The sequence below is a fragment of the Collinsella tanakaei genome, from assembly GCF_016900375.1.
Lineage (GTDB): Bacteria > Actinomycetota > Coriobacteriia > Coriobacteriales > Coriobacteriaceae > Collinsella.
Genome location: NZ_JACJKB010000013.1, coordinates 47202 through 71660 on the forward strand (window position 1 = coordinate 47202; position 24459 = coordinate 71660).

The 24459-nt window shown below is 65.7% G+C and carries 24 protein-coding genes; 13 read left to right on the plus strand and 11 right to left on the minus strand.

The features are described from left to right. Window positions 1-192: 192 nt before the first annotated feature. The gene (locus H6A16_RS08480) at window positions 193-1086 is read left to right on the plus strand and encodes a proline iminopeptidase-family hydrolase (RefSeq protein WP_204618161.1); all 894 of its coding nucleotides are present in this window, start codon (window positions 193-195) and stop codon (window positions 1084-1086) included. A 23-nt stretch (window positions 1087-1109) separates the two neighbouring features. Here the strand turns inward: H6A16_RS08480 and H6A16_RS08485 are convergent, their stop codons facing one another. Together H6A16_RS08485 and H6A16_RS08490 are read right to left on the minus strand one after the other, a co-directional pair. Further along, a complete protein-coding gene (locus H6A16_RS08485; RefSeq protein ID WP_204618163.1) occupies window positions 1110-2429 on the minus strand; it encodes a glycoside hydrolase family 32 protein in 1320 nt (439 codons plus the stop codon). 130 nt (window positions 2430-2559) lie between these two features. Further along, entirely contained in the window at window positions 2560-2826 is a 267-nt protein-coding gene (locus H6A16_RS08490; protein WP_204618165.1) for a hypothetical protein, read from the minus strand. On the opposite strand from H6A16_RS08490, the gene H6A16_RS08495 reads away from it, so the two are divergent. Beyond that, window positions 2825-3088, plus strand: a complete 264-nt coding sequence (locus H6A16_RS08495; RefSeq protein WP_204618168.1) for a substrate-binding domain-containing protein — start codon at window positions 2825-2827, stop codon at window positions 3086-3088. The genes H6A16_RS08490 and H6A16_RS08495 overlap by 2 nt on opposite strands. 116 nt (window positions 3089-3204) lie before the next feature. On the opposite strand, the gene H6A16_RS08500 is transcribed toward H6A16_RS08495, so the two are convergent. From H6A16_RS08500 to H6A16_RS08510, 3 genes are read right to left on the minus strand one after another with little or no spacing between them, the layout of a single operon-like run. Further along, complete coding sequence (locus tag H6A16_RS08500) at window positions 3205-3804, minus strand: histidine phosphatase family protein (RefSeq protein ID WP_239458297.1); 600 nt, start codon at window positions 3802-3804, stop codon at window positions 3205-3207. Between the two features lie 45 nt (window positions 3805-3849). Then, window positions 3850-4728, minus strand: coding sequence for an aldo/keto reductase (locus H6A16_RS08505; RefSeq protein ID WP_204618172.1), 879 nt, complete (start codon window positions 4726-4728; stop codon window positions 3850-3852). Window positions 4729-4776: 48 nt separating this feature from the next. Next, window positions 4777-5685, minus strand: a complete 909-nt coding sequence (locus H6A16_RS08510; RefSeq protein ID WP_204618174.1) for an aldo/keto reductase — start codon at window positions 5683-5685, stop codon at window positions 4777-4779. Between the two features lie 150 nt (window positions 5686-5835). Between H6A16_RS08510 and H6A16_RS08515 the strand changes: the two genes are divergently transcribed. The 5 genes from H6A16_RS08515 to H6A16_RS08530 all read left to right on the plus strand — a co-directional run bounded on the left by H6A16_RS08515 (window position 5836) and on the right by H6A16_RS08530 (window position 11533). Next, complete coding sequence (locus H6A16_RS08515) at window positions 5836-6678, plus strand: LysR family transcriptional regulator (RefSeq protein WP_239458307.1); 843 nt, start codon at window positions 5836-5838, stop codon at window positions 6676-6678. A gap of 54 nt (window positions 6679-6732) precedes the next feature. Then, window positions 6733-8046, plus strand: coding sequence for a Na+/H+ antiporter NhaC family protein (locus H6A16_RS08520; protein WP_204618178.1), 1314 nt, complete (start codon window positions 6733-6735; stop codon window positions 8044-8046). Between the two features lie 112 nt (window positions 8047-8158). Continuing rightward, entirely contained in the window at window positions 8159-9010 is an 852-nt protein-coding gene (locus H6A16_RS10810) for an MFS transporter (protein ID WP_342589745.1), read from the plus strand. Beyond that, the gene (locus H6A16_RS10815; protein ID WP_239458298.1) at window positions 8986-9585 is read left to right on the plus strand and encodes an MFS transporter; all 600 of its coding nucleotides are present in this window, start codon (window positions 8986-8988) and stop codon (window positions 9583-9585) included. The genes H6A16_RS10810 and H6A16_RS10815 overlap by 25 nt, the downstream gene beginning before the upstream one ends. Before the next feature lie 334 nt (window positions 9586-9919). Then, window positions 9920-11533, plus strand: a complete 1614-nt coding sequence (locus tag H6A16_RS08530; protein WP_204618180.1) for a peptide chain release factor 3 — start codon at window positions 9920-9922, stop codon at window positions 11531-11533. 38 nt (window positions 11534-11571) lie between these two features. Here H6A16_RS08530 and H6A16_RS08535 read toward each other — a convergent pair whose 3' ends face one another. Beyond that, the gene (locus H6A16_RS08535) at window positions 11572-12564 is read right to left on the minus strand and encodes a YbaK/EbsC family protein (RefSeq protein WP_204618182.1); all 993 of its coding nucleotides are present in this window, start codon (window positions 12562-12564) and stop codon (window positions 11572-11574) included. A 20-nt stretch (window positions 12565-12584) separates the two neighbouring features. Beyond that, complete coding sequence (locus H6A16_RS08540) at window positions 12585-13568, minus strand: D-isomer specific 2-hydroxyacid dehydrogenase family protein (RefSeq protein ID WP_204618184.1); 984 nt, start codon at window positions 13566-13568, stop codon at window positions 12585-12587. A 181-nt stretch (window positions 13569-13749) separates the two neighbouring features. Here H6A16_RS08540 and queA point away from each other — a divergent pair, with 181 nt between their 5' ends. Together queA and H6A16_RS08550 are read left to right on the plus strand one after the other, a co-directional pair. After that, window positions 13750-14973, plus strand: a complete 1224-nt coding sequence (gene queA / locus H6A16_RS08545) for a tRNA preQ1(34) S-adenosylmethionine ribosyltransferase-isomerase QueA (protein ID WP_204618186.1) — start codon at window positions 13750-13752, stop codon at window positions 14971-14973. A gap of 200 nt (window positions 14974-15173) precedes the next feature. After that, complete coding sequence (locus H6A16_RS08550; protein WP_204618189.1) at window positions 15174-16343, plus strand: SLC13 family permease; 1170 nt, start codon at window positions 15174-15176, stop codon at window positions 16341-16343. A 108-nt stretch (window positions 16344-16451) separates the two neighbouring features. Here H6A16_RS08550 and H6A16_RS08555 read toward each other — a convergent pair whose 3' ends face one another. Next, window positions 16452-16736, minus strand: coding sequence for a GNAT family N-acetyltransferase (locus tag H6A16_RS08555; RefSeq protein ID WP_204618191.1), 285 nt, complete (start codon window positions 16734-16736; stop codon window positions 16452-16454). 284 nt (window positions 16737-17020) lie between these two features. Here H6A16_RS08555 and H6A16_RS08560 point away from each other — a divergent pair, with 284 nt between their 5' ends. The 4 genes from H6A16_RS08560 (at window position 17021) to H6A16_RS08575 (ending at window position 20658) form a co-directional block, all read left to right on the plus strand. Continuing rightward, complete coding sequence (locus H6A16_RS08560; protein ID WP_204618193.1) at window positions 17021-18049, plus strand: 3-deoxy-7-phosphoheptulonate synthase; 1029 nt, start codon at window positions 17021-17023, stop codon at window positions 18047-18049. Between the two features lie 84 nt (window positions 18050-18133). Next, window positions 18134-18814 carry a DNA-3-methyladenine glycosylase family protein gene (locus H6A16_RS08565; protein WP_204618195.1) on the plus strand — a complete coding sequence of 227 codons (681 nt, stop codon included), beginning with the start codon at window positions 18134-18136 and terminating at the stop codon, window positions 18812-18814. Then, window positions 18814-19347 carry a methylated-DNA--[protein]-cysteine S-methyltransferase gene (locus H6A16_RS10930; RefSeq protein WP_204618236.1) on the plus strand — a complete coding sequence of 178 codons (534 nt, stop codon included), beginning with the start codon at window positions 18814-18816 and terminating at the stop codon, window positions 19345-19347. Before H6A16_RS08565 ends, H6A16_RS10930 begins: the two co-directional genes overlap by 1 nt. 441 nt (window positions 19348-19788) lie before the next feature. Then, window positions 19789-20658 (plus strand): deoxyribonuclease IV, encoded by an 870-nt coding sequence (locus H6A16_RS08575; RefSeq protein ID WP_204618197.1) that lies wholly within the window; start codon window positions 19789-19791, stop codon window positions 20656-20658. 114 nt (window positions 20659-20772) lie between these two features. On the opposite strand, the gene H6A16_RS08580 is transcribed toward H6A16_RS08575, so the two are convergent. From H6A16_RS08580 to H6A16_RS08590, 3 genes are all read right to left on the minus strand, one after another. Then, window positions 20773-22041 (minus strand): glycoside hydrolase family 3 protein, encoded by a 1269-nt coding sequence (locus tag H6A16_RS08580; RefSeq protein WP_204618200.1) that lies wholly within the window; start codon window positions 22039-22041, stop codon window positions 20773-20775. A 210-nt stretch (window positions 22042-22251) separates the two neighbouring features. After that, window positions 22252-23496 (minus strand): iron-containing alcohol dehydrogenase, encoded by a 1245-nt coding sequence (locus H6A16_RS08585; protein ID WP_204618201.1) that lies wholly within the window; start codon window positions 23494-23496, stop codon window positions 22252-22254. 76 nt (window positions 23497-23572) lie between these two features. Further along, window positions 23573-24211, minus strand: coding sequence for a lactate utilization protein (locus H6A16_RS08590; RefSeq protein ID WP_204618204.1), 639 nt, complete (start codon window positions 24209-24211; stop codon window positions 23573-23575). Between the last annotated feature and the right edge of the window lie 248 nt (window positions 24212-24459).

The following is a 24459-nucleotide window of genomic DNA, read 5'->3' on the forward strand; positions in this document are numbered from 1 at the left end:
CAGTTAGGACAGGTTCCACTGTCATGCTTTTGCGCTCTGCGTGCCCCGTTGGCGCGCGGCGGCCGGGTGGGTCATGGCATTATGAGCCTTATGACGCTGGACCCGTCTCGCCCGTCATAAAAACTTGCATGGCTCGGGTGCGGCGCGGGTATCTATCCCATATCTATCGACGCGGGAGCAAAGGAGCCTGCCATGGCGCACATCACCGAGACCTATGTCGACTACGCTGGGTTCAAGACCTACTGCAAGACCGTCGAGCCGGATGAGCCCGCCGCGGGCAAAAAGCCGCTGCTCGTGCTGCACGGCGGTCCCGGCGCCTGCCACAACTGCCTGCTCACCTACGCGCAGATTGCCGACCGCTACGGGCGCACCGTGGTGTTCTACGACCAGATCGGTTGCGGCAAGAGCGCCATCCCTCATCAGGAGGACGACTTCTACACCTGCGACCTGTGGATCGACGAGTTCTACACCGTGCGCCGCGCGCTCGGTCTCGACGACATCCACCTGTTCGGCAACTCGTGGGGCGGCATGCTCGGCATGCTCTGCATGATGAGGGACGACGCGGGAGTCAACTCGTTCGTGATCAACAGCTCGCCGGTGCGCATCGATACCTGGCTTTCCGAGGCGCGCCGCCTCATCCGGTATCTCCCGAAGGACATGCAGGAGGCCCTGGAGGAAGCGGAGCGCACGGGCGACTATGACGCGCCGGCGGCGGCAGCGGCAGCCGACGAGTACTACAAGCGCCACGTGATGGGCGTCTACGCCGCCGACTATCCGCAGGAGATTATCGACTCCAACGCGGGCACGGGCGAGTGCTACATGGTCATGCAGGGCGCGAGCGAGTTCGTGTGCACCGGTAAGCTCAAGGACTGGGACATCCGCGAGGGCGTGAAGAGCATCCGCGTGCCGTGCATGGCGCTTTCTGGAACCGATGACGAGGGTACGCCCTACACCATCAAGGAGAGCGTCGACCTCATCCCCGGCTGCGAATGGACGCTCATCCAGGGCGCACCGCATCTGGCCAATATCACGCACCCCGATGAGTGCCTCGCCGCCGTCGAGGGCTTCATCAGCCGCTTCGACTAGGTGAAATTACCCTAGAGGTCTTTTCACCTAAGGCCGTAGAGCGCGATCGTGCCGGTACCTTCGAGATGAATATCGTCGCTGAGCCCATAGACCGCATTGGTGAGCGTGTACTCGCCGTCGTTCACGTAGGTCTCGACGATATTGCCGTCCACGTAGATTTCCAGATGATCGCCCTCGCGAGCCTCGGGCGTCTCGGAGACGAGCCGGCACTTCCCATTGTGCGGGCACACGGCGCTGCGGTCGGCGCGAAGGCGTCCTTCTATCCGTGCGATGCGGTAGCCGCCGATGTCGAGGGTCTCGCCCTCGTGCAGCTCAAGCGTCATACGGAAGCCCCCGTTGCCCGCCTCTGAAGGCGCGGCAATCGGGTGCGCGTAAGCTGCGCGCACATCGGGGTGCACCGAGAAGCGCGCTCGCCCGTCGCGCGCCGACACGACGCGTGGCAGGCACATCATGCCCCACCAGGGGCGGCTGCCCTCATCGACCGGTCCAGGCATGCGCAGCCATGCGATCACGATGCGGCGCCCTTCGGCGTCGAGCGTGCTTTGGGGTGCGTAGAGGTCAAGCCCGTAATCGAAGAAGCGCCCGTCGTCCGCGATGTGCATGGCGCACGTCGCCTCGTCAAAATCGGCGAGCGCGCAGAGCGACATATCGGGCGGACAGGCGCAGTCTTTCATATATCCCATGGGGGAGAACAGCAAGACGCCCTGCCCGTCGACCGTGAACCAGTCGGGGCACTCCCACATCCAGCCGATGCCCGGGCGCTCCGCCTGCCCGGCCAGCTCCCACGTCGTGAGGTCACGGCTGCGATAGATGAGCACCTCGCCCTCGTTGTGGCGCGTGCTGCCCAGCACCATGTACCAGGCGTCCGAACCGCGCCAGACCTTCGGGTCGCGCGTGTGCGTGACGTCACCCACCTCGGGATCGGTGATCTTGGGGATGATTACGTGCTTGGATCCCAGGTTGTCGAAGTGCTCGCCGTCGTCGGAAACCATAAGCATCTGGCATGATTCGAAGTCGTTGTCCACGTGCTTGTGTATGTTCTCGGGGTTCTCCTGGCGGTAGCGCACGCCGGTGTAGAACAGGTAGAGCTTGCCGTCGTGCTCAACGGCGCTTCCCGAAAAGCAGCCGTTGCGATCTTGCGGCTTGGTGGGGTACAGCGCGATGGGCAGGTGCTCCCAGTGGACGAGGTCTGTGCTCACCGCGTGGCCCCAGTGCATGGTGCCCCACCGAGGTTCATAGGGAAAATGCTGGTAGAACACGTGGTAACGCCCGCGGTAGTAGATGAATCCGTTTGGGTCGTTGATCCAGTTGCCGGGTGCTTTGATATGGCCTGTCTGTTTCATACATTCCTATCCATTGGAGGTCGTGGTGTATTGAACGATAGTACAACGCGGCAGGCGGCGCGGCGTGCAAGGCAATCGCCCCACCACCGCACCGCTTCTGCCGCCGCATGGTATGTTGCGGTCCTTTATGCTACGCGATTTGCTTTCGGCCGATCGTCTTGCCAAAGGTCAGCGTGATGATGAACGTGCACACGATGGCAATGATTGTCGAGACGAGGAACTGCACCATGCAGTCGGGGCGGATGCAGATGACGCCGATGATGCCGCAGGGTCCCTGCGAGACGGACAGCACGTGGACCATGGTGGCGTACGCGGCGCCGATGCCACCGCCGATGAGGGCGGCGTAGAAGGGAAAGCGCAAGAGCGTGTTCGTGTCGAACGATACGTACGCGAACATGCTGCTCAACTTGATTGTGCGTGCGCGGCGCGAGATGCCGGACGACTATCTGATCGTCGGCTTTGACGATTCTCCCGTATCTCGGGAATCCATCGTCCCCATAGCCACGGTGGGGCAGCAGGTCGAAACGATTGCACAAGAGGCGATGGAGGTGCTGGTGATGCAGATGGAGGAGCGGAAGAAGCGTCGGCCGAAGCCTCTGGATGAGCCCATCCACAAAGTGGTCGACCCCGTGCTCGTTCGCAGGGACACCGCGCGCTAACAGCGACAAGATGGGGCCGGGTTCAATCTTGTCGGTCGGGTTCAACGCGACAAGCGGTGCGGCATGCGGGACGATTGTCTTGCATGCCGCAGCAAAAAACCAAGGAATTGCATGCATTACCCGTTGGGGTTGATGAGCTCGAGCGCGTCGAAAGTTGCTGTGGCGGGATCGAACTCGTACACCGTGATGCCGCAGTTGCCGATGCGGCGGCCGTCGCCGCGCAGGCGCGCCTCCGCGTGCGCGCCCTGGGCGCGCAAAAACTGCGCCACCGCTGCGCCGTGCGACGCCATGAGCACGCATTCGTGGTCGGGGCGCTGCATGAGCGCGGTGATCGTGGTCACGAGGCGTTCACGGAAGGCCATCTCGCCCTCGCCGCCGAACGGCACGTAGAAGTCGCCGTAGGGCAGAGGCGGGTTCACGTCTTCCGTGAGCCCCTCGAAGCCGCCGAAGTTCCACTCCTTCAGGCCCTTCACGCGCTCGTAGGGGAGCTCGGTTTGGCCGATACCCTCGAGCACGAGCTCAAGCGTATCGACGGCGCGCTCCGAGGTTGACGAGTAGGCGTGATCGAATGCGACATCGTGCTCAGCAAACCACGCGGCCGCGCGGCGCGCCTGCTCGCGTCCCAGCTCCGTGAGCGGGGAGTCGCACCAGCCCTGCTTGCGTTTGAGTACGTTGAACAGCGTCTGACCGTGACGCATAAGGTAGAGCTTGGACATCATTCCTCCTTGTGAAAGTTTGGGACCTGTCCCCAAACTTGCATGCTAGTACAGGGTGGCGCCAGCGAGCTGCTGTGTCTTCACGAGGTCGTTCAGAAGCCAGCTCACGGTATCGACGTCGAAGTGGTCGAAGATCCTAGGGAAGGCGGGGTCCTCCAGCGCGGCGACGGCTGCCATGTCGTCCGCGTCGAGCTCGAAGTCAAAGACGTCGATGTTTTCCGCCATGCGCTCGGGGCGCACGGTCTTGGGGATGACGATCACGTCCTGCTGCAGAAGCGAGCGCAGCACGACCTGCGCAGGCGTCTTGCCGTGCTTCTGGGCGATGCCGGCGAGCACCTCGTTGGTGAAGATGCCGTTTTGCCCCTCGGCGAACGGTGCCCAGGCCTCGTGAGCCACGCCGAGCCGCTCCATCAGCTCGTGTGCCTCGCGCTGCGGGCGGAAGGGGTGCGTCTCGATCTGATTCACCGCGGGCGGCACCGCGGCGAGCGCGCAGAGGTCCACGAGGCGCTCCGGATTGCAGTTGGACACGCCGATCGCGCGAATCTTGCCGGCACGGTAGGCGTCCTCCATGGCGCGGTAGGCGCCCGGATAGTCGCCCATCATCTGGTGGAGCAGCATGAGGTCGATATAGTCGGTGCCCAGTTTGGCGAGCGTCTTGTCGATCGAGGCGGCTGCGCGCTCGTAATTCATGTTCGAGACCCATATCTTCGAGGTGATGAAGATCTCGTCGCGCGGGACATCGCTGGCCGCCACCGCGGCGCCGACGCCCTCCTCGTTGCCGTAGGCCTGCGCGGTGTCGATCAGGCGGTATCCGGCGTCGAGTGCCTGCGCCACGCAGCGCGCGGTGTCCTCCGGCGGCGTCTGGAACACGCCGAAGCCGAGCATGGGCATCTTCACGCCGTTGTTGAGGGTCTTGTAGAGCATGGCGATCCTTTCTTTCGTAAACGGAGGTGCGCATCGGGAGCGCTGCCGTTATTCGCCGTTTGGGCGCATGGGGGAGCGGGGGCCAGACGTCGCCTGCTTGCTGTAGTCGTTGACCGTCAGCACGAACGCGGGCGGCTCCTCGGGCACCTCGTAGTAGGGGCGCTGGGGCAGGGCGTTGATGCGAGCCATCTCGTCGTCGGTGAGCTCGAAGTCGAAGATGTTGAGGTTGTCGGCCATATGCGCAGGGTTCAGCGTCTTCGGGAACGTGACGTTGCCCTCCTGGTAGCTCCAGCGCAGGATGACCTGCGCGGGCGTCTTGCCGTGCGCAGCGGCGATCTCGGTGAACACGGGCTCGGCGAGCAGGGCGGCATCGCCGTGGCCGAGCGGGTACCAGCCCTCGTACACGGTGTCGGAAAGTCCGCGTTTCGCCAGGGTCGCCTTGAGTTCGTGCTGGTTCCAGTAGGGGTTGATCTCGACCTGCAGCACCGCGGGCTTGATGGTTGCGACCTCGAGGATCTCGTCGATCTTGTGCACCGGGAAGTTAGAGAGGCCGATGGCGCGTACCTTGCCGTTGGCGACCGCTTCCTCCATGGCGCGCCAGCCGGAGGCGTAGTCGCCGTAGGGCTGGTGGAACAGCAGCAGGTCGACGTAGTTTAGGCCCAGGCGCGCGAGCGTGGCGTCGATGTCAGCTGCGCACTGCTCATACGGGTAGCTTTGCGGGAAGAGCTTTGTGGTCACGAAGAGCTCCTCACGCGGAATGCCGCAGGAGCGGATGACCTCGCCCACGGCGACCTCGTTGAAGTATGCGTTTGCCGTATCGATGTGGCGGTAGCCAAGTTCGAGCGCTTGCGGAAGATGCTCGAGCACCTCCTCGGAACTCATCATGTAGACGCCGAAACCCATGGCGGGAATCGTGCGTCCGTTCGCGAGGGTGAAGGCGGGAACCGATGCAGTCATATGCGGTATTCCTTTCTGTGAGGTATTGCTTACAATGCAAGTGTCCTGCACAAATGCTTGAAAGTACAATGCAAGATGGCGCTATTTATATGCGTTCAACGCATAAGGAGACCACGATTGCACACTGGCATGCGGAAGAAGGGGAACGTGATGGAGCTCGAGCAGATGCGGCAGATCGAGGCGATTGAGCGGCTGGGGACCGTGTCCGCCGCGGCCGAGGAGCTGCATATCTCGCAGCCAGCGCTCAGCCGCTCCATCCAACGGCTTGAGACGGAGCTCGGTTGCGCGCTGTTCGACCGCGAGGGCAGGCGCATCGCGCTGAACGACGTCGGTCGCGTGGCCGTGGATTGGGCCCGCGAGCTGCTGCGCGACGAGCGCCTCATGCGCGAGGCGGTTGCCGCGGCGGCTCAGCGCGTGCACGCCCTGCGCGTGGCGTCGGTGGCGCCCGCGCCCGTATGGCGCCTGACGGGACTTATGGTCGAGCGATTTCCGCAGGAGACGCTTACCTCCGAGATCGTCGACGAGGCTTCGGTCTTGCGCGGCGTGGTGGAGGGGGCCTTCGACTTCGGTATCGTGCTCGATCCGCCGCACCGGCCGGGCCTTATGTCATGCGAGCTCATGCGCGAGAACCTCTCGGTGACGTTGCCACCGAACCACCCCCTCGCGGCGCGGCGTCAGGTGACCTTTGCCGACCTCGCCGGCGAGACCTTTCTCATCATGACCGAGATCGGATTTTGGCGCGGCGTCGTCGACCGCGAGATTCCAGATGCCACCTACATCGAGCAGCGCGACCGCATGGTGTTCACGCAGCTTTCCCATTCGACACCGCACTGCACGTTTATCACAGATGCCCCGTTCCAAAGCGATCCCGTTCCCGGCCGCGCCGTCGTGCCCATCGTGGACGAGGGCGCCCACGCGGTGTTCCACCTGGCCGCGCGAGCCGACGCGTCCGACATCGTTGCACGCCTGTTCGCCTGGGTCGCAGGGCTATAGTTAGGTGAAAACACCCTAGAGGTTTTTTCACCTGCATTGAGCGGAAGGGGCGTTGTGGAACTGTTCGTGCTAGGTGCGTTCGTCGCCGTGCTCGTTGCCTGCGTCGCCGTGGGCATCCCGACGGCGTACGCGCTCGTGGCGGGGCTCGCGTTGTTTAGCGTCTACGCGTGGCGTGCCGGCAACTCGCCGCGCCGGGTGGCCGAGATGTGCTGGCACGGCGTTCGCCCCATCTGCCGCATCCTGGGCATGCTCGTGACCGTGGGCGTCCTCACGGGACTCTGGCGCGCGGCGGGCGTCATCCCGGCCATCGTGTATTACGCCGTTCCGCTCATCACGCCGGGGCTCCTTCTGCTCATGACGTTTCTGCTCAGCTGCTTGGTGTCGGTGCTCACGGGCACCTCGTTCGGCACGGCGGCGACCATGGGCGCCATCTGCATCTCGATCGCGGCGAGTATGGACGTGCCGCTCGTGCTTGCCGGCGGTGCGGCGCTTTCGGGCGCGTTTTTCGGCGATCGCTGGTCGCCCATCTCGACAAGCGCGTTGCTCGTGGCCAACATCACCGGCACCGACTTCTATGGCAACCTTCGCAACATGCTGCGCACGGCGGTCGTGCCGTTTGCGCTGACCTGCCTTATCTACTTCGTGCTGGGCTGGCTCGTGCCCGCCGGCGCCGCCGGTGCCGATACCGCAAAGGCGTTGGCGGCCGCGTTCGACCTGTCGCCCATCGTGCTGGTGCCCCCGGCACTCGTATTTGCCCTTGCGCTTGCGCGGATGGACATCCTGCTCGTAATCGCGGCGGGCATCGTGTCTTCCGTCCCGCTCTGCCTGGCCGTGCAGGGGATGGGTGCGGCCGATGTCCTGCGCACCGCCCTGTTCGGCTTCACGGCGCCTACGCCCGAGACGGCGGCCCTTGCAGGCGGCGGCATCGCGTCGATGGTGTCGGCCATCGCCATCGTGGTCATCACCTCGACCTACGCGGGCATCTTCGAGGAGACGGGCCTTCTTCACGGCGTCGAGGGTGTGGTGGCGCGCCTGTCCGCACGCATGTCGCCCTTCGCGGCAACGCTCGGCATCTCGGTGCTCGCCTCGGCGATCTCGTGCAACCAGACGCTCGCCATCATGCTCGCGCACCAGCTGAGCCGCGACCTCGCGACGTCCGCAGAGGACCACGCGCTCGACCTTGAGGACTCGGTCGTGCTGGTGGCGGGGCTTGTGCCCTGGTCCATCGCCGGCGGCGTGCCGCTCGCCTCCATGGGCGCGCCGATCGAGAGCATGGCGCTCGCCGTCTTCCTCTACGCCGTGCCCCTCTGGCGGCTTGCGACAAGATTGAACCCGGCACCATCTTGTCGCCCATCTTGTTTGGTATGATGGGCGAACCCGTCGCGGCTGCTCGTTTGCCGCGATAGCGCCCGGCGCACAGCGCCGGGGAGGCGCGTTGCCAGGCGCGTGGATCTGTCCGCGCTCGCCTGGGAGGTTTCGCGTGAGTCCTGAAATCGCAACCGACGCCTGTCCGCGGCCCAACAAATGGGTCGTCCTCTTCACCGTCGTGGACATGACGTTCATGTCCACGCTCGATAGCAGCATCGTCAACATCGCCCTGCCCGTCATGCAGCGCGAGCTTGCAGCAACGGCCGCGGGCATCCAGTGGGTGTCGACCGTCTACCTGCTGGCCTGCTGCGCCACGGTGCTCATCTTCGGCCGCCTGGGCGATGCCCTGGGCAAGGTTCGTCTGTTCCAGGCGGGCGTGGCGCTCTTTACGGCAGGCTCTGCGCTTTGTGGCCTGTCCACGACGCTGCCGGCGCTTATCGCGGCACGCGCCGTGCAGGGCGTCGGCGCGGCGAGCGCCATGGCGAACAACATGGGCATCGTTACCGAGGCTTTTCCGGCCGACCAGCGCGGCCGGGCGCTCGGCATCGTATCGACCTTCGTGTCGCTCGGCATGATGTGCGGCCCCACCATCGGCGGCATGCTCGTGGCGGCGTTTCCCTGGGAGTCGATCTTCCTCATCAACGTGCCCATCGGTGCCGCGGCGTTCGCCGTGGGCATGAGGACGCTGCCACGCGATGCGGCCGGTGGCGCGCGCGGATGCCTGGATGTTGCCGGCGCCGTGCTCGTCGTGCCCGCGATCGTGCTGCTCTTCTGCTCGCTCACGTTCATGGCGCAGGGCGTGACGCCTGCGCTCGTGGCGATGTTCGCGCTGGGCGCTGCGCTGCTCGCCGCGTTCATCGCCGTCGAGCGCCGTGCCGCCGATCCGCTCGTGCAGCTCGATGCGTTTCGCAACGTCCCGTTCTCGGTGAACCTCGTCCCATGCTCATCTGCTTTTCCGCTGTAGGCGGCACCGAGTACCTGCTGCCGTTTTTCCTGCAGGATGCCTGCGGGTTCCCGTCGAGCGTGGCGGGGCTCGCCCTCACCGCCATCCCGCTCGGCATGGCCGTCGTCGGGCCGATAAGCGGTGCCGTGTCCGACCGCATCGGCAGCGCCCTGCCGTGGGGCATCGGCCTTGCGGTGTACGCAGTGGGCATCTCGTTCACGGGGAGCCTGCCCACGACGGCCCCGCTTGCGTGGATCGTCGCCGGCATGCTCGTCATGGCGGTGGGGATGGGCCTGTTCCAGTCGCCCAACAACTCGCTCGTCATGGGCTCGGTCGGTTGCGAGCACCTGGGCTTTGCCGGCAGCGTGGTGTCGCTTGTGCGCTACCTGGGCATGTCGGTGGGCGTGACCGGCGGCACGGCGCTACTGTACGGCCACATGAGCGCCCTTGCGGGACGCCCGATCGCATCCTATGCCGAGGGCGGCGTCGAGCTGTTCTCCCAAGGATTCGCGTTCACGTTCTACGTGTTCGGCGCGCTGTCGGTCGTCGGCGTCGTGCTCACCGTGCTCGCCGCCCGCTCTAGGCTCAGGCGGTAGGGTCCCGGGTTTTCGACATCGGCTCCTACGTGCTGCTCACCACTTGGCGCTTTCTTCCCGTCCGGCGACTCATCAAAAGAGGCGATAGGGGGTCGGCGTTAGCAAAAACCGGGGACTTTGGACTGATTTTGCAGCCCGGGCCCGTATCGGCGCCTATTCTGCCTGCGAAAACGCGAGGTCAATTGCGTGTCCGTTTGGATCCGGGCAGAAAAAACCATCCAAAGTCCCCGGTTTTTGCAGCCAGTCCTTCGTGGGAATATGGTGCCTGCCCCTTCCTTCCATCTGCTTGCCGCTACAATACCCACGGTCAAACGCATACGAAGGGATCATCCACATGCCAAGCATCGCCGACGAGATCGCGTCGAGGCGCACATTCGCCATCATCTCGCACCCCGACGCGGGTAAGACCACGCTTACCGAGAAGCTCCTGCTCTACACCGGCACCATCCAGTCGGCCGGCTCGGTCAAGGGCAAGAGCAGCGCCAAGCACGCGGTGTCCGACTGGATGGACATCGAGAAGCAGCGCGGAATCTCCGTCACGTCGTCGGTGCTGCAGTTCACCTATGGCGGATGCTGCGTGAACATCCTCGACACCCCGGGCCACCAGGACTTCTCCGAGGACACCTACCGTACGCTCATGGCGGCCGACGCGGCGGTCATGGTCATCGACGGCGCCAAGGGCGTCGAGGCCCAGACCGTCAAGCTCTTCCGCGTGTGCGCCCTGCGCGGCATTCCCATCTTCACCTTCGTGAACAAGCTCGACCGCGAGACCCGCGACCCCTTCGAGCTCATGGAGGAGATCGAGAACGTCTTGGGCATCGGCACCTGCCCCATGAACTGGCCGATCGGCAACGGCAAGAACTTCCGCGGCGTGTTCGACCGCGCGAGCCGCTATGTGCTGGCCTTCGAGGGCGACGGGCGTGCCAACGCGTCCAAGAAGGTGAACGAGGTCGAGGCGGAGCTCGGCGACCCGGCGCTCGACGAGCTCATCGGCGCCGAGAACCACCGCAACCTCATGGACGACATCGAGCTGCTCGACGGCGCGGCCGACGAGTTCGATTTCGACGCCGTGCGCGCCGGCAAGCTCTCGCCGGTGTTCTTCGGATCCGCGCTCACGAACTTCGGCGTGGAGCCCTTCCTGAAGGACTTCCTGCGCCTGGCGCCCGCGCCCTCAGCGCATACCGACGCGCTCACGGGCGAGCCGGTCGACCCCGCGACGGACGCCTTCTCGGGCTTCGTCTTCAAGATCCAGGCCAACATGGACAAGAACCACCGCGACCGCATCGCCTTCGTGCGCATCTGCTCGGGCAAGTTCGAGCGCGGCATGGACGCGCTCCACGTGCAGGGCAACCGCAAGATCAAGCTGGCGACCGGCACCGCGATGATGGCCGATGACCGCGCGACGGTCGATGAGGCATATGCCGGCGACATCGTCGGCCTGTTCGACCCGGGTATCTTCTCGATCGGCGATACCGTGTGCGCGCCGTCGCGCCGCGTGCAGTACGCCGGCATCCCGACGTTCGCGCCGGAGCACTTCGCGCGCGTCAGCCAGGTGGATACGCTCAAGCGCAAGCAGTTCGTGAAGGGTATGGAGGAGCTTGCTCAGGAGGGCGCCATCCAGATCTTCCGCGAGCTCGGCGCCGGCATGGAGAGCGTCATCGTCGGCGTGGTGGGCGAGCTGCAGTTCGAGGTGCTCGAGCAGCGCCTGCTGAGCGAGTACCGCGTCAACGTGCGCCGTCAGGCTCTGGGCTACACCGACATCCGCTGGATTGCCAACGAGCCGGGTGCGATCGACGTCAAGGCGCTCAACCTCACGCGCGACACGCTGCGCGTCGAGGACATGCGCGGCGGCAAGCTGCTGCTGTTCACGAGCCCGTGGAACGTCGACTGGGCGACGGAGCACAACCCGGAGCTGAAGCTGTCCGAGTTCGGCAACGTGACGTTCTGATGCGCACCGCTGCGGCCGCCTGCGAGGGCGGCCGTTTTCTATGCGTCGATGACGCGCACCGTGGTGCCGCGGGATTCCAGCAGGTCGATGAGGTCCTGCGTACCCATGAGCACGGTGGCCGTGTTGTCGCAGGGGTGCGCGGTGAGCTTGCCGGCGTCGACGAGCGCGCGGTCGAGGACGACCTCCACGCGATGCTCCGCGTCGTTCAGCGCGCCGAGCGGCGAGACGGCGCCGGGGATGAGCCCGAGCATGCGGTCCAGGTCATTTGCGGAGGCAAAGGAAAGGCGGCGCGAGCCGAGTAGCTCTTGGATGCGCTTGAGCGACACCTCCTTGGCGTCGGGCAGGACCACCAAATAGTACGCGCGGTGCTTGTCGTCGCGCAGGAAAAGGTTCTTCGCGCCGAATTCCGCAAAGGGGACCTGCTCGTCGTGCGCCTCCTGCACCGTGAAGACCGCGGCGTGCTCCGCGAGCTCGTAGGGGATGCCGCGGCGGTCGAGCAAACGCAGGGTGCGGATCTTGTCGAAGCGAGCGAGATGCGCGATGCGCTCTGCCACCTGGTCGGGGTTCATGTCCGTTGTGTCCATATGTATAGTGTCGAGGGTGCCGTAAAGCGGCAAGCGCGCCAGGGCCCGCTCGATGACGTCGGACGTGCGGACGCCCGCAGAAACATCGCCTTCGATGCGCCGACGCAGCTCATCTGCCGTGCAGGTGAGCGAAACAGATACGACCTCGCAACCGGTTTCTGCGAGTGGCAGGTGGCGGCAGATGGCGTCGATAATCGCCTGCTCGTGCATGACCCAGCAAAACACGATGTTTTCGTAGGCAGAGCAGCGCAAGAAGTTCCCGAGCACATGGCAGATGTTGTCAAGAACGAGGGCCTTGGTTTCGTCGGTCACCACGAAGGGGCTGGCGTCCCAGCACCAGTCGCCATCGAGCATGACTGAGGCGGGGAGCGCGTCGCGCAGGCGACGGGCGACGGCGGTCTTTCCCACGCCCATGGGTCCGCCGATAAGGTAGAGCGTTTTGGCCATCTCGGTTGTCCGTTTCTGCGTTACAGCACTTCGTAGGGGGTTGCCTCGCCGCGGTCGAAGGCGAGCAGGGCCTCGACGGTGGTGCGGACCATGGCCTCCACGTCGCAGGCGGTGTAGAACGCCATGTGCGGCGAGACGATGACGTTCGGCAGCGCATCCAGGATCGCGCGGTCGCGGTTGGGCAGGACGTCGCGCGTGCGGTCCAGGTAGTACAGGCCCGCCTCGTGCTCGATGGTGTCGAGCGCGGCGCCGCCGAGATGGCCGCTCTCGATGGCATCGACGAGCGCGCCGGTATCGACGAGCATGCCGCGCGCCGCGTTGACGAGCAGCGCACCCTCCTTCATGCGGGCGAACTGCTCCGCGCCGATCATATGGTGGTTCTCCGGCAGGCCGGGGGCGTGCAGTGTCACGATGTCGGATTCGGCGAGCAGCGTGTCCAGGTCGACGTAGGTGGCCTGGGCGCGAGCGGCATCTTTGGGGAAGGGGTCGCACGCGAGGATGCGACAGCCGAAGCCCGCCAGCTGGCGGATGACGCACGAGCCGATGGCGCCCGTGCCCACCACGCCGACCGTGCACGATTTGAGGTCGCGTCCGATCTTGCCCGCAAGCGAGAAGTCCTGTACCGCAACCTGGCGGAACACGAACTTCGCTCGGCGCAGCGCCATGAGCATGAGCATGATGGTGTAGTCGGCCACGCCTTCGGGCGGATAGGCCGCGTGGCCCACGCGCATGCCGATGGCGCGGGCGTGCTCGATATCGATGTGGTCGTAGCCGATGGAGCGCGTGGCGAGTCCGGTGACGCCAAGATCTCGGTACGCGTCGAGCAGCTCGGGCGTCATGGGGTTCGTGATGATGTTCACGCCCTGGGAGCCGGCTGCCAGGTGAGCGTTCTCGAGCGTGGGGTAGTCGGGCGTCCAGTCGTAGTCGAAGCCGAGCTCGCGGCTCAGGGCATCGAGGTACTCCAGCTCGTCGAACGGACGGAGCGCGAACGCGAAGATCTTCATGGTTCTTCCTTCTCGCATGCGGTGATGTGGTCCCCCTATTATGGCACCGACAAGAAGGTGCCAGGTACAAACCTGTCGCTCGTGGAGAATGGGGGAGGGGCCGTGCTTCCTGCCGCGTTGCGTTAGGATAGGGAGCGTTGAAAACCCGCCGCACCTGCGGCTGTACGAAGAAGGCCCATCCATGCGCACCGATGATTTCGATTACAACCTGCCCGAAGAGCTGATCGCCCAGGCTCCTGCCGAGCCGCGCGACAGCTGCCGCCTGCTCGTGCTCGACCGTCGCGGCGAGGCACAGGAGGGCGACGGGCGCATCGCGCTCGCGCACGGGGGTACGGTGGAGCATCGGATCTTCCGCGACGTCATCGACTACATCGAGCCGGGCGACGTGCTCGTCATCAACCAGACGCGCGTCATGCCCGCGCGCCTCATCGGCCGCAAGGCCAAGACGGGCGGCGTGGCCGAGACGCTGCTGCTGCGCCGTCGCGAGGACATCGACGCGCTGGGTCATGTGTGGGAGTGCCTGGTCAACCCGGGCAAGCGCCTGAAGCCGGGCGCGGTCATCGAGTACCGCGCGGGTGGCCTGCACGCGCCGGAGTCGGCACCGGTGGTCCTCACGGGCGAGGTCATCGACTTCGTGCCCGAGAGCCGCGGCGGCCGCCTCGTGCGCTTCACGCCGGCGGGCGAGAACGCCGAAGGGCAGCCCCGCACGCTCGACGAGGCGATCCATGCGGCCGGCCACGTGCCGCTGCCGCCCTACATCACCGACTACCAGGGCGATCCCGAGAAGTACCAGACCGTCTACGCCATGAAGGAGGAGCACTCCGCCGCGGCGCCGACGGCCGGCCTGCACTTCACGCCCGAGCTCATGGAGCGCATCGAGGCCAAGGGCGCGAAGTTCGTCGCCGTGGAGCTCGAGGTCGGCATCGACACGTTCCGCCTGGTGGAGGAGGACGATCCCACGCAGCACGTCATGCACACCGAGCGCTACCACGTGCCGGCCGAGGTCATCGACGCCGTGCACGAGGCCAAGGCTTCCGGCCACCGCGTGATCGCGGTCGGCACCACGGCCGTGCGCTCGCTGGAGAGCGCGTTCGATGCGGAGGCGCCCGCGTCCGAGCCGCCCGTGGTCGCGCGCTACTTCGAGGGTCGTGTGGACGGCGCCGACACGCTCGGCCGCGGCGATATCACCGCCCGCGCCGACGCCACGACGAACCTGTACCTCATGCCCGGCTCGACCTACCACGTGGTGGACGCGCTCATCACGAACTTCCACGTGCCGCGCTCGACCCTCATGATGCTCGTGAGCGCGCTGGCGACCCGCGAGCAGATCATGGATGCCTACGCTGAGGCCGTGAACGAGCGCTACCGCTTCTTCAGCTTCGGCGACGCCATGCTCATCATGTAGCCCTTGCGCTTGGCCTCTTTCGGCTACGTCCCCAATGGTGCCATTGTTGGCCTCATTGGGGACGTAGCCGAGAGAGGCCAAGTTTGTTCGCTGCGCGTATGGATTTGGTCGGGTGATGCCGCAGGCGTGCATGTCCCGCTATACTCCATCGGGCCGTCTTGGCGAAAGGGGCGCCGAGGACGATTCGAGGGAGGGCATTCGTGGCGGCAGTAAGAAGGCGAATCAGGAGCCTGCGCTCGCTTGTGGGCAAAGATCCGGTGCTGGCGATCGCGACGGTGCTCGCGCTTGCGTCGTGCGCGGCGGTGCCGCCCGATGCGGGCTATGCCGACTACGTCGACCTGCATACCATCGGGCTGCTGTTCAGCCTCATGGCAGCCATGACCGGCCTTTCGCGCGCGGGGGTGTTCCGCGTCGCATGCCGGCACCTGCTCGCGGCCATCCGCGGTACGCGCCCGCTCATCCTGGCGCTCACGCTGCTGGCCTTCTTCTCGAGCATGTTCATCACGAACGACGTCGCCCTCGTGACCTTCGTGCCCTTGGCGCTGCTGGCGCTCGATTCGCTGCGCTCGCCCAAGCTCACCTGCTTCACCGTGGTGATGATGACCATCGCCGCCAACGTGGGCAGCATGCTGACGCCGGTTGGCAATCCCCAGAACCTCTATCTGTATTCGGCCTCGGGCATGCCGCTGCCCGACTTCATGCTGCTCGTCGCCCCGTATGCGGCGGCGGCTCTCGCGATGCTCGCCATCGTGATCGTGGTGGCGGGCCAGGCGCTCAAGCGCGACGGCATCGAGGAGCTTGTCGATGCCCACCGCGGCCGTGCGCCCGTCACCGCGACGGCTGAGCCGGATGCGCTCGCGCCGGCGCGTATCGTGCCGTGGGTGGCGGTGTTCGCCGTCTCGCTGCTCGCCGTGGCGCATGTCGTGCCCGTGGGTGTTCCGGTGGCCGTCGCCCTGCTCGTGGGGGTCGTGGCGGACCGCGGCGCGCTTGCGCACGTGGACTACGGCCTGCTCGTGACCTTCGTGGCGTTCTTCGTCTTCGTGGGCAACATGGGCCGTATCGAGGCGATCGACGCCTTCATCGCGTCGGTGGTCACCGGCCACGAGCTCATCGTGTCTGTCGTGGCGAGCCAGGTGCTCTCCAACGTGCCCACGGCGATTCTGCTGTCGGGCTTCACATCCGACCTTCCGGCCCTCATCGTGGGCACGAACATCGGCGGGCTGGGCACGCTCATCGCCTCCATGGCGAGCCTCATCTCCTACAAGCAGCTCGCGCTGTGGTTGCCCGCCCACAAGGGCCGCTACCTCGTGATGTTCACGGCGTGGAACGTGGCGTTCCTGGCGGTTCTTCTGGCGTTTGCCCTGCTGTAGCGAATCTGGGGAGGACGCGCAGGCCCCGCCTGCAGCCGCCGCACACGAAGGCGCCGCCGCGCAGCTTGGCTGCGCGGCGGCGCCTTCACGCGTTCGATCCGGATGCTCCTACGACGCGAGCAGCGATGCTCGCTCGGGATGCTTCTCGAACCACTGCACGGCGTAGCTGCACGTCGCGTGCGCGCGGCGGCCGGTCTCCTCCAGCTCCTGCGCGACGTTTTCCAGCAGCTTGCCGGCAATGCCCTGGCCGCGCAGCGACTCGTCGACAAACGTATGGTTGATGTTGACCACGCTGCCGTCCTCGGCGGGGAACGTCACCTCGGCGAGCACGGTCCCTTCGGGGTCAACATAGCGCACGGCGTTGGAGTGAATCTCAAACTGGTTGGTATCCATGAGGTCACCTCTCATTTCGAGTTGATACGCATCCCGTTGTACCCCGTCGGATGCGCACGCGTGCGGCGGGTGTGCCACCGGTAACGCATCGGTAACAGGGCGTTGCCGTTTGCCGCACAAACGGCAACGCCGGCCGAGGAACCTGCAACCGTTTGTAAACATTTTGGTTTCGGTACCATATGCCCTTTTGCGCGATAAGGCGGTCGCGCGATAATCGCCGTTACATGATTTTCCGTATGCCCCTGCGCGCTCGCGCACGTTCGATGCCCATGAAGGAGACGCCCATGTCCATGCACTTCAAGCGCCTGCTGCCCATCCCCAAGGATATCCGCCAGGAGATGCCGCTTTCCGATGACATGGCGCGCAAGAAGTCTGCCTTCGATGCGCAGGTGGCAAACGTGCTTGCCGGCAAGGACCCGCGCCGTCTGCTAATCATCGGCCCGTGCTCGGCCGACCGCGAGGACTCGGTGCTCGAGTACGCGACGCGCCTGGCCGCGCTTGCCGACCGCGTGCGCGACCGGTTCGTCATCATCCCGCGCGTGTACACCAACAAGCCGCGCACGAAGGGCACCGGCTACAAGGGCCTGCTGCACAATCCCGACCCCGAGGGCGCACCCAACCTGCTCGAGGGCGTCAAGGCCATCCGCCGCATGCACCTGCGCGTGGTGGAGGAGACCGGCATGTTCACGGCCGACGAGATGCTGTACCCCTCCAACTACCAGTACCTGATCGACCTTCTGGGCTACATCGCCGTGGGCGCGCGCTCCGTGGAAAACCAGGAGCACCGCCTGGTGGCGTCCGGCGTGCCCATGCCCGTGGGCATGAAGAACCCCACCGGCGGCTCGACCGATGTCATGCTGAACTCCATCTACGCGGCGCAGCAGCCGCAGACCTTCCTGTTCCGCAACTGGGAGGTCGAGACCACGGGCAACAAGTTCGCCCACGCGGTGCTGCGCGGCTACATCGGTGAGGACGGGCTCAACTACCCGAACTACCACTACGAGTACCTGGAGCGCCTGGCGGCCAAGTACACCGAGGCCGATTTCGCGAACCCCGCGGCCATCATCGACTGCAACCACGACAACTCCGGCAAGCGTCCGCTCGAGCAGATCCGCATCATGAAGGAGGTGCTCGACTCCTGCCGCCGCTCGCCGGCGATCGGCACCCTCGTGCGCGGTTTCATGGTGGAGAGCTACTTGGAGGACGGCAACCAGCCGGTCGACGGCGGCGTGTACGGCAAGTCGATCACCGACGCGTGCCTTGGCTGGGAGAAGACCGAGCGCCTGGTGCTGGAGATCGCCGACCGCGTGTAGCGTGCGGCCGATCCGAGTGCTGCGACCGAGCTCCGCCCCCGTTGTGCCACAATGGGGGCGGTATTTTTGTGCGTGGAGGTGTTCATGGCCTGCTTCGAATACGGCGAGACCGAGCTTGCGTACCTGCGAAGCCGTGATGCGCGGCTGGCGGAGGCGATCGATGCGATCGGGCACGTGGAGCGTGAGGTCGATGGCGACCTGTTCTCGTCGGTCATGCACCACATCATCGGGCAGCAGATCTCCACGAAGGCGCAGGCGACCATCTGGGCGCGCATGTGCGGGCGGCTGGGCGAGGTGACGCCGGCATCCGTGCTCGCGTGCGGGCGCGACGGGCTGCAAGGCTTGGGTATGACATTTCGTAAGGCTGATTACCTGCTGGATTTCGCCGAGCGGGTGGAGAGCGGGGCGTTTGACCTCGACGCTGTAGCGGCCATGTCGGACGAGGACGCCATCGCCGCGCTGTCGCAGCTCAAGGGCATCGGCCGCTGGACGGCGGAGATGATCTTGCTGTTCTGCCTGCAGCGGCCCGACGTGCTGGCCTACGACGACCTGGCCATACAGCGCGGCATGCGCATGCTCTATCATCACCGGAAGATCACGCCGCAGCTGTTTGCCAAGTATCGGCGGCGTTATAGCCCCTATGGCAGCGTCGCGAGCTTGTACCTGTGGGCGATCGCGGGCGGTGCGGTTCCTGGCATGCGCGATTGGGCACCCAGGAGGCCGGCCGCCTCGACGCCGCGACGTGATAGGGAGGCGCGAGCGTGATGAGAACCGAGGCCTACGACTCCCCGCTGGGCGGACTCGTGCTTGCGGCAGACGTCGAGGGTCTTGCGGGCGCATGGTTCGCAGGCCAGCGGCACTATGGCGAGTTCGGGTCGGTGCGGCATACGGTGGCGGGCGGTCTCGAGCGTCCGGGCAATGCGGGCGACGAGGCGCAGGCTCGTGTTCTTGCGCAGGCCCGTGCGTGGCTCGACGCGTATTTCGCTGGCGATAACCCGAGCGGCCTGCCGCCATTGCATCTGATGGGCACGTCGTTTCAGCAGCGCGTGTGGCGGCTTCTGCTTGAGATCCCGTACGGCCAGACGACGACGTACGGTGCGCTGGCGCGTGGGCTTGAGCATCGCTTCGGTTCGCACGCGTCGGCGCGGGCCGTGGGCGGCGCCGTCGGGCGCAATCCCATCTCGATCATCGTGCCCTGCCACCGCGTGCTGGGAGCGAACGGCGCCATCACGGGCTATGCGGGAGGCGTCGACCGCAAGCGCGCCCTGCTCAAGCTCGAGGGCGCTGCTATCGCATAGCGGCGTGCGTTTAGGGGCGATGCCGGCTCCCTCTTGGCAGACTGTCGATCGAAGTTGTGGCGACTCGGGGCGATTCGACCGACCTAACTATTATTCTGTACGATTTTTCGGTGCCTTTTCTTCATCGTCGCTATATCGCCTGGCATTTCCGCAGTTGAATCCTGGGGCTTTGTTGCGGGCTATCCAGCCCGTGAGAAATGGAGACGTAAAAATCAAACACAATTTTGCCAGGGGCACTCATGGGCGCCTCTGATGGGGAGTTGATCCTCCTCGCAGGCGCTTTCGACGGCGATGCTCGGTGAGAAACCAGACAATTCGTTTTGCAGGGCTTCACCTTGCCTGTACGGCGGACCTAAGGTGAAGCCGATGGGGTGTGCTCCTCAGGAGGAGCGTTCTTACATTACAATGCGATGGCCATGTTTCCTACCCGAAGGGCTCGCCATGCTCACCATCGGTTGTCATCTGTCTACATCCAAGGGATTTGCCGCCATGGGGCAGACGGCGCTTTCCATCGGCGCCAACACCTTTGCCTTCTTCACGCGCAACCCGCGCGGTGGCAACGCGAAGGAGCTTGATCTGGACGACGTGGCCGCTCTGCAGCGAATCCTCGACGATAACGGCTTCGGCCCGCTCGTGGCGCATGCGCCCTACACCTATAACCCGTGCTCGGCAAAGGAGCGGGCGCGCGAGTTCGCGCTCGAGGCCATGGCCGAGGACCTCAAGCGCATGGAGGCGCTGCCGGGCAACTACTACAACTTCCATCCCGGAGCACATGTGGGGCAGGGGGCCGAGGCGGGCATCGAGCTCATCGTCGACACGCTCTGCCAGGTGATGTTCGCCGACATGCGCACGACCGTGCTGCTGGAGACCATGGCGGGCAAGGGCACCGAGGTCGGGCGCAGCTTCGAGGAGCTTGAGGCCATCATCGAAGGCGTTGCCGCCCGCGCGCCCCAGCTGGCGGAGCACCTGGGCGTCTGCCTGGATACCTGTCATGTGAGTGACGGGGGCTACGACATCATCGGCAACCTCGACGGCGTGCTCGCAAAGTTCGATCGGGTGGTCGGCCTCGAGCGCCTGCATGCTGTGCACATCAACGATTCCAAGAACCCGCGCGGTGCGCACAAGGACCGCCATGCCAAGATCGGCGAGGGCTATCTGGGTTCGCCCGAGCTGGGCGGTGGTCCGGATGTCTTTTCGCGCATCGTGTCGCATCCCGCCTTGCGCGACCTGCCCTTTATTCTGGAGACTCCCAACGAGCTGCCCGGCTACGCGGCGGAAATCGAGCTTCTGCGCGGGCTGCAGCGCGGCTAGGGCGCGCCCGGTGTCCGCCGCTTGCGGAATCTGCCGCTGCGGTAGGGTCCAAAAGCAAGCGCATATATGTTGCGTATTAACCGGGATACGATTTCCAGGTGCCCTCCGCCCGCGCTAGGCAATCAGCCCCAAGCGCTCCTTGAGTGCCAGCACGCGGCGGACGCTCTCGTCGATGCGCTCGACCGTGAGCACGCCGGTCTCGATGGCGTCAAGCACACCTGTGTAGGCAAGCTCAAGGTCGGCCGGCATGAGCACGACGTCGCCGCCTGCGACGAGGAACTGCACGGCGGCATCGTCGGGCGCGAAGTTCTGCGTGATGGCGCCCATGGAGAACGAGTCGGTCGTGACGACGCCGTCAAAGCCCAGCTCCTCGCGCAGCACGGTGCCGATCATATAGGGCGAAAGCGACGCCGGCAGGCCGTCGTCGGCGAAGTTCGGCGTCTCGATATGGCCGACCATGACGAACGGGACGTCCGCGGCGATGGCTGCGCGGAAGGGCTCGAGCTCGCAGGCGCGGATTTCGTCGGCGGTGCGGTCGGTGTAGACGGCGCCGGTGTGCGAATCGCCCGCCGTGTCACCGTGGCCGGGGAAGTGCTTGACGCAAGGGGCGACGCCCGTGGCCATCATGGCCTCGACCTCGGCCGAGACCATCTGTGCGACCACGGAGGCATCGGAGCCGAACGAGCGCGCGCCGATGACGGGGTTCTCGGGATTGGTGAGCACGTCGGCGTCGGGGGCGAAGTCGACGATGAAGCCGATATCGCGCAGGTAGGTGCCGATCTGCGTGCCGACCTCGGCGGCGCGGGAGGGATCGCCGGTCGCACCGATCTCGATCATGTTGGGGAAGTGCGGGACGTCGAAGTGGCCCGAGTTCGCGACGCGTGCCACAAGACTTCCGCCCTCCTCGTCGACCGAAAGGAAGGCAGGCACGCCCGCGCCGGAGTTGCGCGAGAGCTCGAGCGTGCCGGCGAGCAGGTCGCGCAGCTGCTGGTTGCCCGTGATGTTCTGACCGAAGTAGCAGATGCCGCCCACGGGGATGCGCGCCAGGGCGTCGGCCGTCATGGAGCCGGCGATGGTGGCGACGCTCGCGCCGGTGAGGCCTTCGGGCGTGACGATGAAGAGCTGGGCCACCTTCTGCTCGATGGTCATGGTTTCAAGCAGGCGGTCGGTTGCGCTCTGGGGCTCGGGCTCGGGTTCCGGTTCGGGCTCGACGATCTCGGTATCCTGCGGCTGCTCTGCCGGGGTGGAACCCTGTCCGTTATCCGCTGCTCCGGCGGAACCGGGCGCTGTCGGCGTGGTCGAGCACGCGCTGGTCGCCGCGCCGGCGGCGATGAGCGCACCGGCGGCGATGAACTGCCTGCGGGAGATGAGATGGTGCAGCATAAGGGGCCCTTCCTGCGCGATGCGCCTGCCTGTCAATTCGTTTCCGGGTTTGCATAATCTCACGTCGTGCGCTGCGGCGCCACCCTTCCATCATCGGTTGAGGCTTGGCGCCCGCCCGCGGCGCTCGAGCGGTTTCGGGTGACATGAAAACGGGCCCCTCCGATGAACGGAGGGGCCCTGCTAAAGGGTCGGGTTCATGCTGGCGAGGCCCTACAGTGCGCTCTCGTAGATGGCGCGCGCGTCGTCGAGGGTGAGCGGACGGAACGTGCCGAACTGCTCGCCCTTGTTGATCTTGAGGCCGACGAGCAGCGCGTCGATATCCTCCTTCTTGATGCCGAGCTCGCCCAGGGTGCGCGGCATGCCGAGCGAGACGAAGAACTCCTGCAGCTCGTCGATGGTCGCCTCGACGGCGTACTCGACGGCGAGCTCGGGCGTGATCTCCACATCGATGTCGGACAGGTCGTCGACCTCGGGGTCGATGGGCTCGATGCCGAAGACCTGGCTGCCGAACTCGAGGAAGCGCTCGGCGTGCTCGCGCCACACGTAGCGCATCCACGCGGGGAAGATCACCGCGAGGCCGGCGCCATGGGTGATGGTGGTGTCGAAGGCCGAAAGCTCGTGCTCCAGGCCGTGGCACGACCAGTCGCCGTCGCGGCCGCTGCCCGGGATCATGAGGCCGTTTCCCGCAAGGCCGTTATGCGCGAGCGTGCCCACCCACATGATGTTCGCGCGGGCGTCGTAGTCCTCGGGGTCCTCCATCACGCGCGGCGCGGCGTCGATGACGGCGCGGATCATACCGCAGGCGATGTTGTCGGTCACGGGGACCGCCGGCGCGCCGGAGAAGAAGCGCTCCATGATGTGGGCGATCATGTCGGTGATGCCGGCCGCCGTCTGGTAGGGCGGCAGGGTGAAGGTGAGCTCGGGATCGAGGATCGCGATCACCGGGCGGTTGAGGTCGGTGTTGCAGCCGCTCTTGAGGTGCAGCTCGTCGTTGCTGATGACGCAGGAGTTGGACGCCTCGGAGCCGGAGGCCGGGATGGTGACCACGCAGCCCACGGGGATGTGCTCGGCGGGCACGGCGCGCTTGGCGAAGAAGTCCCAGACATCGTCCTCGTAAGGGGTGCCGAGCGCGATCGCCTTGGCGGCGTCCATGGCGGAGCCGCCGCCCACGGGCAGCACGAGGTCGACCTTGTGCTCGCGCGCGAGCTCGATGCCGGCGCGCACGGAGGCGATCTCGGGGTTGGGGCGCACGCCGCCCAGCTCGATGTGGGTAATGCCCGCGGCGTCGAGCGAGGCCTTGACGCGGTCGAGCGTGCCCGTGCGCACGACGGAGCCGCCGCCGTAGACGATCAGGACGTTCTTGTAGCCGAGGCGGGCAAGCTCCTCGCCGGTGCGGTCGGTGGCACCGCGGCCGAAGACGAAGCGGGTGGGAGACCAGAAGTTGAAATCGTACATACGCAGCCTTTCCTGCCGTCTGCAAAGGCGGGGGCATCCGTCCGATGCCCCCGCGATCTTTCGTTATAGCTCTATCTTAATACCCGAGATTCTCGCCAATGAGCACGACCTTGATGCGACCGGTGTGGCGGGAGTGGCGGGTGACGACCATCTCGCAGCACATGCAGTGCTCGCTGTGGCACTCGGAGCACGCGCCCGCGACTTCGCAGGGCGTGTTCGTGTGCAGGCGCGCGGCGTTGAGCGGGCAGGTGGTGGTGCGGATGCGCTTGAATCCGGCGTCGACGTCGGCCACGAGCTTGTTCATGCCCACGAGCACGACGACGTGCTCCGGGCCATGGAGCAGAAGTGACAGGCGGTCGGAGTTGCCGTCGATGTTCACGAGTTCGCCGCCGACGGTGAGGGCGTTCGCGCTCATGAAGAACCAGTCGGCGCTTGCGCGGTCGCGCCACATCTCGCGCTGCTCCTCGGGCGTGGTGGGCGTCGAGCGGTCGAGCATGCGCCAGTCGCCCGCCTCGAGCGCAGCGCGCATTCCGCTCTCGGTGAAGGTGACCGAGCCGCCCCAGGTGATGGAGTCGCCGGCGGGAATCATGCCGCACACGAGCTGCACGGCCTCCTCGGCGGTGTCGCAGTAGTAGCCCTCCATATTGCGGCGTTTCAGGTTCTTGATCACGGTCTCGGCGGTTGTGCGCCAGGCGGTGCGCTTGACATCGTCCATGGGTACCCCTCTCGTTTGCAGCTATGGCTGCACCCATTGTACCCAGCCCATGTCCACTTTCAGGACGGAGATGTTTTCGGCCACCCGCGGGGCCTGGCCTCTCTGGGGACGTAGCCGGAAGGCGCCACCGCGTGAAATCGGGACAGGGGTTATTTCACATGGCCCATGTGAAATAACCCCTGTCCCGATTTCACGCGGTGGCGCCTTCCGGCTACGTCCCCAGAGAGGCCAGCGGGGCTGCCCGGGGC